The organism is Cupriavidus sp. 96C5-1 (genome assembly GCF_057798855.1).
The window spans coordinates 186,374-199,715 of sequence record NZ_JBYOJU010000007.1 but is presented as its reverse complement, the minus strand read 5'-3'; the positions used below and the strand labels follow the sequence as shown (position 1 = coordinate 199,715).

Genomic DNA, 13,342 nt, shown 5'->3' with positions numbered 1-13,342 from the left:
CGCTACTGCGCCGCGTTCATGCGGGAGTGGGAACGGCGGCAGGAACCGACATCATTGCGGATCCGCGGCCAGCGCAGTTTGCGGGGCGGGTTGCCAGCCCTGCGTATCGGTGTTTTTCTCGTCCCGGTAAATCCAGCCAGTGCCGCAGTCCTGGCAGACGAAGGTGCTGACGGTCATGGCGGGCTGGCGCGGCACCTTGATCCGCTGCGTATCGGTGATCCTGAGCAAGGTATGGCCTGGCGCACCACTCCGGTTGGTTTCGATGGCGAGGCAGGCTGGGCAAGGCGACATGCGGAATCCGGCGGCGGGAGGTGGGTGACTGTAGCACGTTCATGTTGCAGCAAACTGCAGTATCGCCGGTATCGCACGCATGGCGGCGCCAAGCCAGCGTGCGCCGCGGCGATTGCGGTGGACAAGGCGCCCGGCGCGCCGGAGCCTGTCGGCAAAGGGAGCCGCCCGCCATGTATCACGCACTTTTTTTGCCTGCGCGTTGACATGCCATCTCCTGACCTGTATAACCATCAGTGCAGGATCTTTCAAGCGGTTACTCAGATGTTATGGGTCGTCCCCTCCAAGCGGCGACTTAATTGGCTCCATGTTCCTTCCTTGATCGTCATGCCTGGTGAGCATCAGGCTCATCCAGAACTTTTAAGGTTTAAAGGATATCCAACATGGAAACCGGTACCGTCAAGTGGTTCAACGACTCCAAGGGCTTCGGCTTCATCACCCCTGACGCAGGCGGCAACGACCTGTTCGCGCATTTCTCGGAAATTCAAGGCGGCGGTTTCAAGTCGCTGCAAGAAGGCCAGAAAGTGCGTTACGTCGCAGGCGTTGGCCAAAAGGGCCCCGCAGCGACCAAGATCGAGCCGATCTGATCGAGCCGATTCGAATCGCGTAAAAAAGCCCCGCCTAGCGGGGCTTTTTTTATTCCGACCGGGAGTTATTGCCGCGCGTGTGCGCCAATCCATCATGCCTGTGGTCGAATCCATTCTACTTGCCGCCGTGCGGGTTTCCTCGTTCGAGGGCCGGCAGCCGCTTACCAATGCTAGCGGGTTCTTTTTTGAGCGCGAGGGCCGGCTGTTCGTGGTGACCAGCCGCCATGTCGTGTTCGATGAGCCCAGCAAGCATCACCCCGACCGCATCGAGATCGAGCTTCACAGCCAGCCGGACAATATGGCCGACTCGATCGGCTTTTCGATCCCCTTGTACCAGAATGGCCTTGCGGTATGGCGCGAAGGGGAGGACGGCGGGGGAGCGGTCGATGTCGCCGCGGTGGAGATCAAGCGTGAGGCGTTGCCGCCAAAGCTGGTCTACCGGGCATTCACGCCGGCGCATCTGGCGCAGCCTTCCGATCAGGTCGAAGTGGGCGATTCGCTGCTGATCGTGGGTTTTCCGCTGGGCTTCCATGATGCCCTGCATCACCTGCCGGTAGCGCGCCAGGCCGTGGTCGCGTCCGCCTACGGATTGCGTTTCCAGGGCCAGGGATTTTTCCTGACCGATGCCAGGACCCATCGCGGCACCAGCGGCGCGCCGGTCGTCATGCGCATGCGCGAGCGCAGGGGCGATAAGCTGGACTTGCCATGGCTGCTGCTCGGCATCCATTCCGCGCGCTTCGACGTGGGTTCGCGCGATCTGGCTGAAGACGAGGTGCTGGGGCTGAACTCGGCCTGGTATGCGGACATGCTGCTTACCTTGACCGGGCCAGCGCCCGCACCGGCTCCCTCCGCCCCCAGGGCCGCTGCGTCCGTGGCTGCCCCGGCTGCCCCGGCCGAGGCAGCGCCGTCCACGCCGCCCTTGCGGACAAAATAAAGGCGCTGGCGCCGCGCCTATAGGAGTAGAGTGGGCAACGTGGAACTGTGGAGCGCATCATGGACGCCAACCCGATTGCCAGCTACAAGGGGTTCGACTTATATCCCCTCGTGTACAAACATGCGGTCGTACGTAACTGGCCCGAGCGCAGGCCGGACCGGACCTTCGATGCCGCGGTGGTGATCTGCCGCGAAGGCGGGGAGCCGGAAGGCGAGCAGGCTCGCACCTTCCGCCTGGATGCCACGCCGTGGGACAACATTGGCGCCGCACGCCGCGGCGTGGTGCGCTATGCCGAGGACATCATCAACGGCGCGATCCCCGGGCAGTCCGTCGTATCGCTCTGATGCCGTTCCAGAGATGGGCTGCGGTCAGGTGCATCGCATGGGCGTGGCGGGTTCTCCTGCCGTGTCCCGGGCTGCGCCCCGCGGGGCAAGGCGACCGCCCGCGGCCGTCTTGCCGCGGATCGCAGCGACCCTCAAGCGGTCTTGCCCGCCAGGATCATGATAGATCTCGTCGCCTTCGTTAAGCCGGTCCTCGACGAAATCACCGGGCAGGATGTCAGGATCTGGCTGGCCGGGCAGCGCGTGGTGAATGCCAACTGGCAGATCCCGGATTCCAGAAGCCGCGCCTGGTCCGATAGGGCACTTGAAATCGAGATGGCGCACGAAGTCGCTGAGCAGTTGAATCATGCGGACCAGCGCGCCTTGTATCAACTACAACGCAGCCTCGACCGGTTTCTGCGCGAACGCCTTGGCGTCCATTGCAAGCAGGACAAGCCAGGAAAGGCGATCGTGATCGTCGTCGATCGCCTGACGGCTACCTAGCTTGCGCGAACCGGCTCCGGGCAGCGGCGGCATTCAGCCGCATGGAGCACTGCATGAACACCACGCCTACCGCCAGCTACAAGGGATTCGACCTCTACCCCCTGGTCTACAGGATCCAGCCCGCGCAGTCCTGGCCCCGCGTCAAGCCGGACCGCAGCTTCAATGCCTCGGTCGTCATCTGCCGCGAGGGCCATCGCCCCGGCAGCGAGCGGACACGCGTGTTCCGCCTGGAAAGCACGCCTTGGGAGAATATCGGCACGGCCCGCAGGGGAGCCGTGAAATTCGGTGAGGACATCATCAATGGGCTTGTTCCCGGGGAGTCGGTGACGACGCTGTAAGACGCGTGTCATCACCGTTCCGGTACGCTGTGTCGTGCTGCCGGAGCTTGCCGCATCGCGTGCGGTCCGGCGATGCATGCCCGCCGCGCCGGCCCACCAGTCGAATCCTGTCGAGCACATAACCCATGAACAAGGTCGCCGCACCGTCGAATTTCCTCTGCACCCTGCCGGGGCAGGGCAAGGGCATTGCCTACCACGTGGCTGTCAGCTTTCTCGATTCCAGCCATCCGAGCGGCGTCCGCTTCACCAGTTTTGTCGGCGATGGGCGGCGTTCCTTTGGCGTGCAGGCAGGGGCGGTGGTATTGACAGGCGAGTTTGCCGACAGCTGCGAGGCGCTGTGCCGCCTGGCGATCGGGCAGGCGATCCGGGACCATCTGTATGACAAGGCCGGCGAAGGGGATTTCGTGCTGGACCTGGGGGCGGTGCCGTGGGAGGGTGAGTTGCGGCCAGTCGGCTCCCGCGTCGGCGCCAGCATGCCGCGCATGCGTTTTCCGGGCTGAGCCGCGGCGATCCGGCACCGTGCGCGGGCGCTGGATGCGCCCGGGCAGTGCGGTCGTGATCCCGCTTGGGGCTAGACCTCGAACGCCGGATTGCCGTAGCGAGCCAGCAGGGTTTCGATCAACAGCATGTCTTCTGTTTGCGGGGTCCGGTCCTCGGTCGCGCGCGACGGACCGCAGTACGTGGCGGCCACATGCCGTCGTACCGTCAGCACCTCGTCGGCAGGCCGCTCCACGATGACCTCGGGCCCCGGTTCGTGGCGGTAGCTGCCACCTACCCAGCCGCTCGGCGTCAGGTGCATCTCTTCCCATTCTTCGCTGATCGACATGTTTCTTCCTTTCGTATGAGGGGTGGGGAGGCAGCCGCGCGTCAATGCTGCATTGGGCTGACGGCGCGGCAGTGGGTCCGGACGTCCGCGATCAGTATTTATGGCGGTAGTTGATGCGGCCCTTGGTGAGGTCATAGGGCGACATTTCCAGCGTAACGCGATCGCCGGCCAGGATGCGGATACGATTTTTCTTCAGGCGGCCGGACGAGTACGCCCATACCTGGAAACCATTTTCCAGGATGACGCGAAAGCGGTTGTCCGGCAGGACTTCCGATACCTGTCCACCAAATTCCACCAGTTCTTCTTTAGCCAAGGATGATCCTTTTGCAGCATGATCTGCTGCACAGTAGGTTGAGGCGCATGCGGGGTGCGATTGTGTGGCTGGCCTTATTGCAGGCGCATGCCGGCAGCGGCACTCTCGGCCGCGCGCCGGGCGGCCTGTTTGGCCTGTGCTTCGGTGCCATGCGTGGCATGGCGCAGCGAAACATTGGCGACGATGTACTCGGAGCCATTCTTGTATTCGGCGATCAGGTAGGTCGCAAACCACACGCCTGGCTCTTGTTGTATCGGGTACACCGACACTGTGTACGGATTGCTGCGGTTGCTGCGATTATTGCGATTGATGCTTTGTTTCAAAAGTAATGCCCTTGTGCGGGCGGACGATCCGAGGCAACGTTAAGCGCATCTCATGCGGCGCCGCGTGCTCTCTTGGGGCGATCGGTCGCCGTGATTGCGTTGCCCAGCGGTATCCAGGCCTGCGCTGTTGCGCGGGGAAGGCAGCTGGTGATGAGTGGACCGTGCTTGCGCAGGCTGATGCGCCAGGTACATGCGCACAGGTTACGGAGCGGACATGCCGCCGGTCGGGAGGGTGATGGGCGTTTGTCGCCCTGAACGAATCGGGTGTACGCCCGACGGGCCGCCAGTAATGTTCTGATGATGTTTGGCGGCCGGCACGCTTGCGCCGACGCGAGGGTCGGCAAACGGCCAAGACCGGCAATGATACCATTTTCCGTCAATCGACGCTGGCGGCCAGGATTTGGGCGTACGATAGGTCAGGTTTCGCCCGCAACGCAGCTGCCGTACCGCTGCGGCGAGGCGCTGCCGGGCAGGCCGCAGCAGTGCGAGGTGACCGATGGCGGAGAGTTATTTCTACAAGGGCCACTACGTCAATATCGAGTTGACGCAGCGCACCTTTGGTCATTGGAACTGGGTCTACACGCTGGACAAGCACGGCTCTTTCGAGAACCAGGGCAGCCCATTCGGCTCGCGCGCGCTGGCCATGGCGGATGCCCTGGAGAACGCCAGGGCACGCATCGAACGCCTCTGCGATTAGACGATCGGATGTCTCCGATGTGCCTGTCCTATCTGCTCTCGCCGGGAATGTTGTAACGCTCGCGCAGCGACAGGGTGAAGGGCAGGATTTTTTCCACGCAGGCTGCGCTGTCGCCGCCCTCCATGGTGGAGAGCTTCCAGTTGCAGCCGTCGGCGTCCGGTGCGTGCCAGCATATGTCGCCGAAGCAGGCGCCCTTGCATTCCGTCCATTTTTCCTGCTCCGCGCGAATCATCGCGCGCAGTTCCGCCTTGTTCTTGATCTGTCTTTCCATCTTTGTCTCCTGCATGTTTTCGTGAGGAAGTCTTGCCGGACGTGCCTGCATCGGGCCGGCACCGGGTGGCCGGGAAGTGGGCCGTGATTCCGGGCGAACAGACAGGCGCAACCGTGCGCGATGAAACGGAGTTGAAGCGCGCTGGCACCGTACTGCGGAAACAATCGCGGGTAACCGGATTAATCAGGGATTGCTGGACTGCAGGACTGCGGCGTAACGGAACTACTTGCGTTTGACGAAGGTGGACAAGTCATCGATGACGGTCCTGGCGTAGGACACGGCAAGGTCGATGGCATCGTGCGGCGTTTGCGCAATATGTTGCAGCAGGGGTGGCACCAGCCTGAGCGAGCCGCTGTCGCCACTGACCTGGGTGATGGTCACGGTGGCCAGGAAACGGGTCCGGGCGAGTTCGGCGTTGGGGTTGTCGTCGGGCGAACGGCGTACGTTGGCCGATACCTTGAAGCCCTTGTAGATCGCATGATTTTGAGACATGTTGATCTCCTTTCCCCGATGAGCATACGCTGTTTGCCTGGTGGTGTCCGATTTACTTTCTGGCTGCGGGCCGGCCCGCAGCGCCTTGTGCAGCCGTCGTCGGCCGCGGTGGTGCCGGCCCCGTCCCCGCGCGCGATAATTCCCTGAACGCCGGCGTTAGCGCGTATGCTGGTTCTGCCGCCTGGCAAGCAACGCAGCAATTCATTCCTGGAGCATTCCCATGGCCAAAGGTCAACTACGCGGCAATCGCGAAGCCAAGAAACCGAAGCAGCCGAAGAAACCGGTCGCGCCAGCGGCCCCGTTCGGCGCTGTGCAGTCGCGCGTCGGCAATGACGGTACGGCGGGCAAGAAGAAGTAAGCCGGGAGTTTCCATCGCGGCATTCCATGGCTGCTGTCGACATACCGGGAGCGCAAGATGAGGCGTGACATGTCCTTCGCGGACCGCGTGCTGCTGGCGCTGCGCTCCGATAGCCAGGCCATGATGTCCGACCTTCAACTGGCCAAGGCGCTGGGCAATGCCGATGCATCCAAACTCAGCCATCATCTGCTGTTGCTTCAGGATGCGGGACTGGTGGCAAAGACGGCCACCTCCGGATGGCGCCTTACCTGGGCCGGGCACGACCGCGCCGAAGCATACAGCGCGGCCTAGCGGCCAGCAGGCGCCAGGCGGCAATGCGCCGCCCATCGTGCGATCCTGCGGACCCGTTCGGGTCCAACAGCCTGAAGAACCCCAAAAGCGAAAGAGCCAGGGATCACGAAGCCTGTTGCCATTGCGGCACGGGCCGTGCCGCGCCGTGCGCTATTTCTTATCGGCGGGTTGCTCGGACTGCGGGTCGAACTGGCCGGGCTGGGAGGTCCGGCGCTTCTCGCCGGGTTGCTGGAAGTGCGTCTTCCAGGGTGTGGCCGGCACCTTCCGCTGACCAGGCTGCCTGGGACAATAGTGCATTGGGTTACCCCCTGTGAGTGTCCGTCAGTGCCGGACCGGCACGCTGGGAGTGTAGGCTTTCGCCTGCCCTTTCCCTAGCGCTGTTACCGATCGGGCATGACGGGCACCACAGGGGCCACATCGTTCCTCATTCCTCCTGGAAGGCTTCTTCGCGCTTGGCCTTGATCGACGGCAGCGCGACAACGGCGACCAGCGCGGCGGCGGCGATCAGCAGGCCGAGCGACAGCGGGCGGGTCAGGAAGACAGTGAACGTCCCACGCGACAGCAACAGCGCGCGGCGGAAGTTCTCTTCCATCATCGGCCCCAGCACGAAACCCAGCAGCAGCGGCGCCGGCTCGCACTTGAGCTTGATGAACAGGTAGCCGACCACGCCGAAGGCAGCCGCGGTGAAGACGTCGAAGGTCTGGTTGTTGACGGAGAAGACACCGATGCAGCAGAACACCAGGATGGCCGGGTACAGGTAGCGATAGGGCACTTGCAGCAGCTTCACCCAGATCCCGATCAGCGGCAGGTTCAGGATGATCAGCATCAGGTTGCCGATCCACATCGAGGCGATCAGGCCCCAGAACAGCGCGGGGTTGCTGGTCATGACCTGCGGGCCCGGCTGGATGTTGTGGATGGTCATCGCGCCCACCATCAGCGCCATCACGGCGTTGGGCGGAATGCCCAGCGTCAGCAGCGGGATGAAGGAGGTCTGCGCGGCGGCGTTGTTGGCCGATTCCGGACCGGCCACGCCTTCGATGGCGCCCTTGCCGAATTCATGCGAGTACTTCGAGGTCTTCTTTTCCAGCGAGTAGGCCGCGAAGGAGGCCAGCGCCGCGCCGCCGCCAGGCAGGATGCCCAGGATCGAGCCTAGCGCGGTGCCGCGCAGCACTGCCGGCGCCATCCGTTTGAAGTCCGCCCTGGAGGGCCACAGGTTGGTGACGTGATCGGTGAAGGTCTCGCGGTTTTCCTTCTGTTCCAGGTTGGCGACGATCTCGGCGAAGCCGAACATGCCCATGGCCAGTGCGACAAAATCGACGCCATCGGTGAGTTCGGGCACATCGAAGGAGAAGCGCGCGGCGCCCGAGTTCACGTCGGTACCGACCAGGCCCAGCAGCAGCCCGAGCACGATCATCGACACCGCCTTCGGGAGCGAACCGGATGCCAGCACCACGGCGCCGATCAGGCCCAGGCACATCAGCGAGAAATACTCGGCGGGACCGAACTTGAAGGCCAGTTCCGACAGCGGCGTGGCGAAGGCGGCCAGGATCAGCGTGGACACGCAGCCGGCGAAGAACGAGCCCAGGCCGGCGGTCGCCAATGCCACCCCCGCTCGTCCTCGCCGCGCCATCTGGTAGCCATCGATGGTAGTGACCACCGACGACGATTCACCCGGCAGGTTGACCAGGATGGCGGTGGTGGAGCCGCCGTACTGCGCGCCGTAGTAGATGCCGGCCAGCATGATGAGCGCGGCCACCGGCGGCAGCGTGTAGGTCACCGGCAGCAGCATGGCGATGGTGGCGAGCGGCCCGATGCCCGGCAGCACGCCGATCAGCGTGCCAAGCACGCAGCCGAGGAAGCAGTAGGCAAGGTTCTGCAGGGTCAGCGCCGTGGAGAATCCAAGCGCCAGGTGTTCGAATAGTTCCATGAGGCTGTCTCCCTCGCCTGCAGTGAAACCTGGCCGGCGTACCGGCCGGAGGGCCGATGCCGCAGACCAGGCCGCGCTCGATTCTTGTGCGAATGTGCGCGAACCGGCGAATCCGGGCGCGTCTTGCACCGCCGCGCGGGGTTCCGCCACAGATCGTCATCGACAGCGGGCGCGCGTGCAGGCGGCCCCAATGGCTTACCAGGCACAGTAGGCTCAGGTGCTTTCATCCGCCTTTCAGTGGTGGCGCTTTCGGGTATGTCCCGATACGCCGGGCATGCCGGAAAAGCAACGCCCCGCACGAAAGGCGGGGCGCCGGCATATCGCCTGCCGCGAAAGACGGCCGGCAGGGAAGCAGCCTTACGGCTTCATGGTGTCCTTGCCCATCGTGTCCTTACCCATCGCGTCCTTGCCCATGGAGTCCTTACCCATGGCGTTCTTGTCCTTGCTCATCTTGTCGTGGCTCTTCTTCATCTTGTCCTTGCTCATCGTGTCCTTGCCCATGGCATCCTTGCCCATGGTGTCTTTGGCCATGCTGCTGTCATTGCTCATGGCGTCCTTCTTCATGGCATCCTGGGCGAAAGCGTGGCCGGTAAGAAGGACCGCGGTCGAGAGCAGGCCTGCAAACAGTTTGTTCATGGAGTTCTCCTTGGGGGGTGATAGTCAGCGTGCGAGCCGGCACCATGCCGGCCAATTTCAGGCGGATCAGGATCCGCCGAACCAGTTGTACCCCTGGTCTTCCCAGTAACCGCCGGGGTACTTGTTGGTGACGTAAAGCGCCATGATGTGCTTGGGATTCTTGTAGCCGAGCTTGGTCGGCATGCGCAGCTTCATGGGAAAGCCGTACTTGGGCGGCAGCGTTTCCCCGTCGTAGGTAAAGGTGAGCAGCGTCTGCGGATGCAGCGCGGTGGGCATGTCGATGCTGGTGTAGTAATCGTCGGCGCAGCGAAAACCCACATACTTCGCGCTGGTGTCGGCACCCACGCGATGCAGGAACTCGGAGAAGGGTGTGCCGCCCCACTTGCCGATGGCGCTCCAGCCCTCCACGCAGATATGGCGGGTAACCTGGGAGGTCTGCGGCAGGGCATAGAGCTGATCGAGCGTCCAGGAAGCCTTGCTGGCCACCATGCCGCCGACTTCCAGGCGGAAACTGCTGGCGTCGACCTCGGGCACCTCGTCCTCGCCGTAGAAGGCATTGAACGGGAAGGGGCGGGTCATCCGGGACTCATCGTAAGTCGGTGCCAGCCGCTTGGGATCGAACAGCGCGCCCTGCACGCGGTCGTTGAAGCGCGACACCGCCATCAGGAAGCGCTCCACCGAGTCGTTGTCGGTCAGGCTGCAGCCGGTCAGCATCGACAGGCCGCCGAGCGTGATGGCGCGCTTGGCGAACAGGCGGCGCGAAGGCATGTCGAGTTCGCGCACGGCGTCGCGCAGGATCAGGCGGCGATCCAGTTGGACGATGGATCCGGGTTTGTTCATGGCGAGTCTCCGCGGCGCGGTTTGGTGGCTGTGAATCGGGCGGGTTGGCGCTTAGCGGCCGCGCAGCATGATCAGCAAGGTGCGCGGCACCAGCGCCACCATTGCCACATGGACCACGGTGAACAGCACGATGGCGCTCATGCACAGGAAGTGAACCCAGCGTGCGGCGTCATAGCCACCCATCAGGTCGCGCAGCAGCGGGAACTGCACTGATTTCCAGATTGCCAGCCCGGACAGCACGGTCAGCACGATGACCAGCACCACGCCCAGGTACATGGCCTTCTGCGCCGCGTTGTATTCGGACAGGTCAGGATGCGCGAGGCGTCCGCGCAGCGCCGCGGCAACGTCGCGCAGGGCGGCCGGCACCGACAGCGGCAGGAAGCGCCGGCGGAACCGGCCGGTCAGTGCGTTCATCAGCAGGTAGAACAGCCCGTTGGCCACCAGCAGCCACATTGCCGCAAAGTGCCATTGCAGCGCGCCGCCCAGCCACCCGCCCAGCGTGATGGCGCTGGGAAAGCGCAGGCCGAACAGCGGCGACGCGTCATAGATGCGCCAGCCGCTCAACACCATCAGGATGACGGCGATGGCGTTGAGCCAGTGCGTCACGCGTACCCATGCCGGCTGGATAGGTGCTGACGCACGTTCGTGGCGGCCCGGGGCGGGCCGCGGTAGCTGGGAAGCAGTATCCACCGTCTTTCTCCAATGTCGCGTTGGTGGTCGCAGGTACTGCGCAACCGTTTCATGTGCCTTTGTCGACGGCGGTGGCACGAACTTACATGCGAACTGGAGAATTCTTTCCAGGCTCGCGAGCACATCGGCAACGGGTACCCCCGGCGTCACTCAGCGAGCTCGGCGAGAAATGGAACGGACTGTTGGGCGACGCATGAACGGCTACCCGTGCCTTGACATTAGCACCCCGCCGGCAAGACGCCAAAGTGAATCGGCGGCGATGGCCCCCGGCCGGCCGGACCCACGCCGGGGCCGCTACAATGCAGGCGTGCAGGGGGGCGCCCCCCGCCTGCCTCGCCCCGAGCCGCCTGTCGACACAGGCAGGCGTCGAGGGCGCCGTCATTTTCCCCGCCTCAGGACACAACCCACGGAACCAGGATCCGCGCATGCCTCTGACCGCCGAGCAACTCACCGAATACATGGATTTCGCCGGGCATCTCGCACAGGCGGCCGGCAGCGCCAGCCTGCCGTACTTCCGCAGCGCCCCGGCGGTCGCGGACAAGGGCGGCCGCCGCTTCGACCCCGTCACCGAGGCTGACAGGGCCGCCGAGCGCGCCATGCGCGACCTGATCCTTGCCCGCTATCCGGAGCACGGCATCCTGGGCGAGGAGGAAGACCGGGTGGCCGGCAGTTCACCGCTGACCTGGGTGCTCGATCCGATCGACGGCACCCGTGCCTTCATCACCGGACTGCCGCTATGGGGCACGCTGATCGCGCTCAACGACGGCCAGCGCCCGGTGCTCGGCGTGATGGACCAGCCGTTCACGCGCGAGCGCTTCAGTGGCGATGGCCGGCAAGCCTGGCTCAATGGCCAGCCCTTGCGCACGCGGCCGTGCGAAGACCTGGCGCAGGCCAAGCTGATGTGCACCACGCCGGAGATGTTCGAGGACGAGGCGCAATGGGCGGCGTTCCGCCGCGTGGCGGACGGCGCCAGGATGCAGCGCTATGGCGGCGACTGCTATGCCTATTGCATGGTCGCCGCGGGCCATGTCGACGCGGTGGTGGAGGCTGGGTTGAAGGCCTATGACGTGCAGGCGCTGATTCCCATCGTCGAGGGCGCCGGCGGCATCATGACCAGCTGGAGCGGCGGCGACGCGCAACAGGGCGGTACCGTGGTCGCCTGTGGCGACAAGCGGCTGCATGCGCAGATACTTGCGCTGCTGAAAGCGCCGGCCTGAGCACACCGGGGCTGCCGTCCGGAGGTCGGGGCGAGCGTTGCCCGCGCCGGGCTTGCTATGATGCTGGCCGCAGCGTCCGGGGTGCAAGGCGCTTTTCCCAGGTATCGAGGTATTACGCGCGCAGGCCATGTCCCGCGCGCGGCCGGCAATGGCGCATCCCGTGGGAAAAGGAAAAGGCCTGGCATGGCCCGGACTTAACTTTTGCAGTAGCCGGTAGGGAAGAAACAAGAAACATGATGTCAAACGCATGCGGCCTCGATTTCGGCACGTCCAATTCCACGGTTGGCTGGTGCCGCCCGGGACAACCTACGTTGTTGCCGCTGGAAGATGGCAAGCTGACGCTGCCTTCGGTGATTTTTTTCCATGCGGAGGACCCGCTGGTCAGCTATGGCCGCGCCGCGCTCCAGGACTACCTGGCGGGCTATGAAGGCCGGCTGATGCGCTCGCTCAAGAGCCTGCTGGGTACCTCCATGATGGAAGACAGCACTGAGGTGATGGGCCAGGCCATGCCGTTCCGCAAGCTGCTTTCGCATTTCATCGGCGAACTCAAGCAGCGTGCCGAGGCCTCCGCGGGCGCGGGTTTCGACAAGGTGGTGATGGGCCGCCCGGTATTCTTTATCGACGAAGACCCGAAGGCCGACCAGCTGGCCGAGCAGACGCTGCGCGAGATCGCCGCGGATGCCGGTTTCAAGGACATCGAATTCCAGTATGAGCCGATCGCCGCGGCTTTCGACTACGAAGCCACGATCTCCCGCGAGGAACTGGTGCTGGTGGCCGACATCGGCGGCGGTACCTCGGACTTCTCGCTGGTGCGCCTGTCGCCGCAGCGTGCCGGCAAGACCGACCGCCGCGGCGACATCCTCGCCAATGGCGGCGTGCATATCGGCGGTACGGATTTCGACAAGAGCCTCAGCCTGGCCAGCGTGATGCCTTTCCTGGGCCTGGGCAGCGAACTGCGCAACGGCAAGGCGATGCCCTCGGGTCAGTACTTCGACCTGGCGAGCTGGCACACCATCAACCTGGTGTACACACGCAAGGCCTGGTCGCATGTCATGGACAACTATCGCGACGCGGCGGACAAAGCAAAGCTCGACCGCCTGATCAGCCTGATCAAGCAGCGCGCCGGCCACTGGCTTGCCATCCAGGTGGAAGCCGCCAAGATTGCCTTGTCGGCCGAGCCGCAGACGCAGCTCGACCTGGGCCGCATCGCGCCGGGCGAGACCATGCCGATCAGCCGGGACGATTTCGACCAGTCCATCGGCAAGCTGGTCGGCAAGACCGAGCAGACGGTGCAGGCCCTGCTGCGCGACGCGGGCGTGCAGGCCGATGCGATCGACACCGTGCTGTTTACCGGCGGCTCCAGCAGCGTGCCCTTGCTGCGCGAGCGGCTCTCCGAACTGATCCCGGGCGCCCAGCGCATCGAAGGCGATCTGTTCGGTGGCATCGGTTCCGGTCTGGCGCTGGACGCGCGGCGCAAGTTTGCCTGAGGT

General features: G+C 64.3%; 21 protein-coding genes. 11 read left to right on the top strand and 10 right to left on the bottom strand.

Going from position 1 to position 13,342, the window contains the following annotated elements:
• Positions 1-51: 51 nt before the first annotated feature.
• Entirely contained in the window at positions 52-291 is a 240-nt protein-coding gene (locus AC3FOF_RS11695; protein WP_017227746.1) for a hypothetical protein, read from the bottom strand.
• 380 nt (positions 292-671) lie between these two features.
• On the opposite strand from AC3FOF_RS11695, the gene AC3FOF_RS11690 reads away from it, so the two are divergent.
• From AC3FOF_RS11690 to AC3FOF_RS11665, 6 genes are all read left to right on the top strand, one after another.
• Positions 672-875 carry a cold-shock protein gene (locus AC3FOF_RS11690; RefSeq protein WP_006157950.1) on the top strand — a complete coding sequence of 68 codons (204 nt, stop codon included), beginning with the start codon at positions 672-674 and terminating at the stop codon, positions 873-875.
• Between the two features lie 94 nt (positions 876-969).
• Complete coding sequence (locus AC3FOF_RS11685) at positions 970-1,809, top strand: S1 family peptidase (protein WP_488726653.1); 840 nt, start codon at positions 970-972, stop codon at positions 1,807-1,809.
• Positions 1,810-1,868: 59 nt separating this feature from the next.
• Positions 1,869-2,153 (top strand): hypothetical protein, encoded by a 285-nt coding sequence (locus tag AC3FOF_RS11680; RefSeq protein ID WP_017227748.1) that lies wholly within the window; start codon positions 1,869-1,871, stop codon positions 2,151-2,153.
• A gap of 156 nt (positions 2,154-2,309) precedes the next feature.
• Positions 2,310-2,633: a hypothetical protein gene (locus tag AC3FOF_RS11675; RefSeq protein ID WP_035812841.1), complete on the top strand. Its 324-nt coding sequence runs from the start codon at positions 2,310-2,312 to the stop codon at positions 2,631-2,633.
• Positions 2,634-2,686: 53 nt separating this feature from the next.
• Entirely contained in the window at positions 2,687-2,971 is a 285-nt protein-coding gene (locus AC3FOF_RS11670) for a hypothetical protein (protein ID WP_017227750.1), read from the top strand.
• Positions 2,972-3,096: 125 nt separating this feature from the next.
• A complete protein-coding gene (locus AC3FOF_RS11665) occupies positions 3,097-3,471 on the top strand; it encodes a hypothetical protein (protein WP_017227751.1) in 375 nt (124 codons plus the stop codon).
• Between the two features lie 71 nt (positions 3,472-3,542).
• Here the strand turns inward: AC3FOF_RS11665 and AC3FOF_RS11660 are convergent, their stop codons facing one another.
• From AC3FOF_RS11660 to AC3FOF_RS11650, 3 genes are all read right to left on the bottom strand, one after another.
• The gene (locus AC3FOF_RS11660) at positions 3,543-3,797 is read right to left on the bottom strand and encodes a hypothetical protein (protein ID WP_017227752.1); all 255 of its coding nucleotides are present in this window, start codon (positions 3,795-3,797) and stop codon (positions 3,543-3,545) included.
• Between the two features lie 91 nt (positions 3,798-3,888).
• Complete coding sequence (infA, locus tag AC3FOF_RS11655) at positions 3,889-4,110, bottom strand: translation initiation factor IF-1 (protein WP_006157957.1); 222 nt, start codon at positions 4,108-4,110, stop codon at positions 3,889-3,891.
• A 74-nt stretch (positions 4,111-4,184) separates the two neighbouring features.
• A complete protein-coding gene (locus tag AC3FOF_RS11650; RefSeq protein WP_346430287.1) occupies positions 4,185-4,346 on the bottom strand; it encodes an isochorismatase in 162 nt (53 codons plus the stop codon).
• Positions 4,347-4,929: 583 nt separating this feature from the next.
• Here AC3FOF_RS11650 and AC3FOF_RS11645 point away from each other — a divergent pair.
• Positions 4,930-5,130: a hypothetical protein gene (locus tag AC3FOF_RS11645; RefSeq protein ID WP_017227754.1), complete on the top strand. Its 201-nt coding sequence runs from the start codon at positions 4,930-4,932 to the stop codon at positions 5,128-5,130.
• Positions 5,131-5,158: 28 nt separating this feature from the next.
• On the opposite strand, the gene AC3FOF_RS11640 is transcribed toward AC3FOF_RS11645, so the two are convergent.
• Complete coding sequence (locus tag AC3FOF_RS11640; protein WP_017227755.1) at positions 5,159-5,401, bottom strand: hypothetical protein; 243 nt, start codon at positions 5,399-5,401, stop codon at positions 5,159-5,161.
• A gap of 222 nt (positions 5,402-5,623) precedes the next feature.
• Positions 5,624-5,893, bottom strand: a complete 270-nt coding sequence (locus AC3FOF_RS11635; protein WP_017227756.1) for a hypothetical protein — start codon at positions 5,891-5,893, stop codon at positions 5,624-5,626.
• Between the two features lie 220 nt (positions 5,894-6,113).
• Between AC3FOF_RS11635 and AC3FOF_RS11630 the strand changes: the two genes are divergently transcribed.
• Complete coding sequence (locus tag AC3FOF_RS11630) at positions 6,114-6,251, top strand: hypothetical protein (RefSeq protein WP_017227757.1); 138 nt, start codon at positions 6,114-6,116, stop codon at positions 6,249-6,251.
• A gap of 69 nt (positions 6,252-6,320) precedes the next feature.
• The gene (locus tag AC3FOF_RS11625) at positions 6,321-6,542 is read left to right on the top strand and encodes a hypothetical protein (protein WP_017227758.1); all 222 of its coding nucleotides are present in this window, start codon (positions 6,321-6,323) and stop codon (positions 6,540-6,542) included.
• A gap of 424 nt (positions 6,543-6,966) precedes the next feature.
• On the opposite strand, the gene AC3FOF_RS11620 is transcribed toward AC3FOF_RS11625, so the two are convergent.
• The 4 genes from AC3FOF_RS11620 to AC3FOF_RS11605 form a co-directional block, all read right to left on the bottom strand.
• Entirely contained in the window at positions 6,967-8,469 is a 1,503-nt protein-coding gene (locus tag AC3FOF_RS11620; RefSeq protein ID WP_276266703.1) for a tripartite tricarboxylate transporter permease, read from the bottom strand.
• A 357-nt stretch (positions 8,470-8,826) separates the two neighbouring features.
• Positions 8,827-9,105 (bottom strand): pentapeptide MXKDX repeat protein, encoded by a 279-nt coding sequence (locus tag AC3FOF_RS11615; RefSeq protein ID WP_488726652.1) that lies wholly within the window; start codon positions 9,103-9,105, stop codon positions 8,827-8,829.
• 66 nt (positions 9,106-9,171) lie between these two features.
• Positions 9,172-9,945, bottom strand: coding sequence for a molybdopterin-dependent oxidoreductase (locus AC3FOF_RS11610; protein WP_017227762.1), 774 nt, complete (start codon positions 9,943-9,945; stop codon positions 9,172-9,174).
• Between the two features lie 51 nt (positions 9,946-9,996).
• The gene (locus tag AC3FOF_RS11605) at positions 9,997-10,635 is read right to left on the bottom strand and encodes a cytochrome b/b6 domain-containing protein (RefSeq protein WP_035812845.1); all 639 of its coding nucleotides are present in this window, start codon (positions 10,633-10,635) and stop codon (positions 9,997-9,999) included.
• A gap of 425 nt (positions 10,636-11,060) precedes the next feature.
• Here AC3FOF_RS11605 and hisN point away from each other — a divergent pair, with 425 nt between their 5' ends.
• Positions 11,061-11,852 (top strand): histidinol-phosphatase, encoded by a 792-nt coding sequence (gene hisN, locus AC3FOF_RS11600; protein ID WP_488726651.1) that lies wholly within the window; start codon positions 11,061-11,063, stop codon positions 11,850-11,852.
• A 233-nt stretch (positions 11,853-12,085) separates the two neighbouring features.
• Positions 12,086-13,339, top strand: coding sequence for an Hsp70 family protein (locus tag AC3FOF_RS11595; protein WP_276266706.1), 1,254 nt, complete (start codon positions 12,086-12,088; stop codon positions 13,337-13,339).
• The last annotated feature ends 3 nt before the right edge of the window (positions 13,340-13,342 follow it).

Coding starts and splice junctions, on each gene's coding strand:
- AC3FOF_RS11625 (WP_017227758.1), top strand. CDS start 6,321: ATGTCCTTCGCGGACCGCGTGCTGCTGGCGCTGCGCTCCGATAGCCAG.
- AC3FOF_RS11665 (WP_017227751.1), top strand. CDS start 3,097: ATGAACAAGGTCGCCGCACCGTCGAATTTCCTCTGCACCCTGCCGGGG.
- AC3FOF_RS11685 (WP_488726653.1), top strand. CDS start 970: ATGCCTGTGGTCGAATCCATTCTACTTGCCGCCGTGCGGGTTTCCTCG.
- AC3FOF_RS11675 (WP_035812841.1), top strand. CDS start 2,310: ATGATAGATCTCGTCGCCTTCGTTAAGCCGGTCCTCGACGAAATCACC.
- AC3FOF_RS11640 (WP_017227755.1), bottom strand. CDS start 5,401: ATGGAAAGACAGATCAAGAACAAGGCGGAACTGCGCGCGATGATTCGC.
- AC3FOF_RS11610 (WP_017227762.1), bottom strand. CDS start 9,945: ATGAACAAACCCGGATCCATCGTCCAACTGGATCGCCGCCTGATCCTG.
- AC3FOF_RS11680 (WP_017227748.1), top strand. CDS start 1,869: ATGGACGCCAACCCGATTGCCAGCTACAAGGGGTTCGACTTATATCCC.
- AC3FOF_RS11615 (WP_488726652.1), bottom strand. CDS start 9,105: ATGAACAAACTGTTTGCAGGCCTGCTCTCGACCGCGGTCCTTCTTACC.
- AC3FOF_RS11645 (WP_017227754.1), top strand. CDS start 4,930: ATGGCGGAGAGTTATTTCTACAAGGGCCACTACGTCAATATCGAGTTG.
- AC3FOF_RS11620 (WP_276266703.1), bottom strand. CDS start 8,469: ATGGAACTATTCGAACACCTGGCGCTTGGATTCTCCACGGCGCTGACC.
- AC3FOF_RS11695 (WP_017227746.1), bottom strand. CDS start 291: ATGTCGCCTTGCCCAGCCTGCCTCGCCATCGAAACCAACCGGAGTGGT.
- AC3FOF_RS11660 (WP_017227752.1), bottom strand. CDS start 3,797: ATGTCGATCAGCGAAGAATGGGAAGAGATGCACCTGACGCCGAGCGGC.
- AC3FOF_RS11670 (WP_017227750.1), top strand. CDS start 2,687: ATGAACACCACGCCTACCGCCAGCTACAAGGGATTCGACCTCTACCCC.
- AC3FOF_RS11595 (WP_276266706.1), top strand. CDS start 12,086: ATGATGTCAAACGCATGCGGCCTCGATTTCGGCACGTCCAATTCCACG.
- AC3FOF_RS11690 (WP_006157950.1), top strand. CDS start 672: ATGGAAACCGGTACCGTCAAGTGGTTCAACGACTCCAAGGGCTTCGGC.
- AC3FOF_RS11635 (WP_017227756.1), bottom strand. CDS start 5,893: ATGTCTCAAAATCATGCGATCTACAAGGGCTTCAAGGTATCGGCCAAC.
- AC3FOF_RS11630 (WP_017227757.1), top strand. CDS start 6,114: ATGGCCAAAGGTCAACTACGCGGCAATCGCGAAGCCAAGAAACCGAAG.
- hisN (WP_488726651.1), top strand. CDS start 11,061: ATGCCTCTGACCGCCGAGCAACTCACCGAATACATGGATTTCGCCGGG.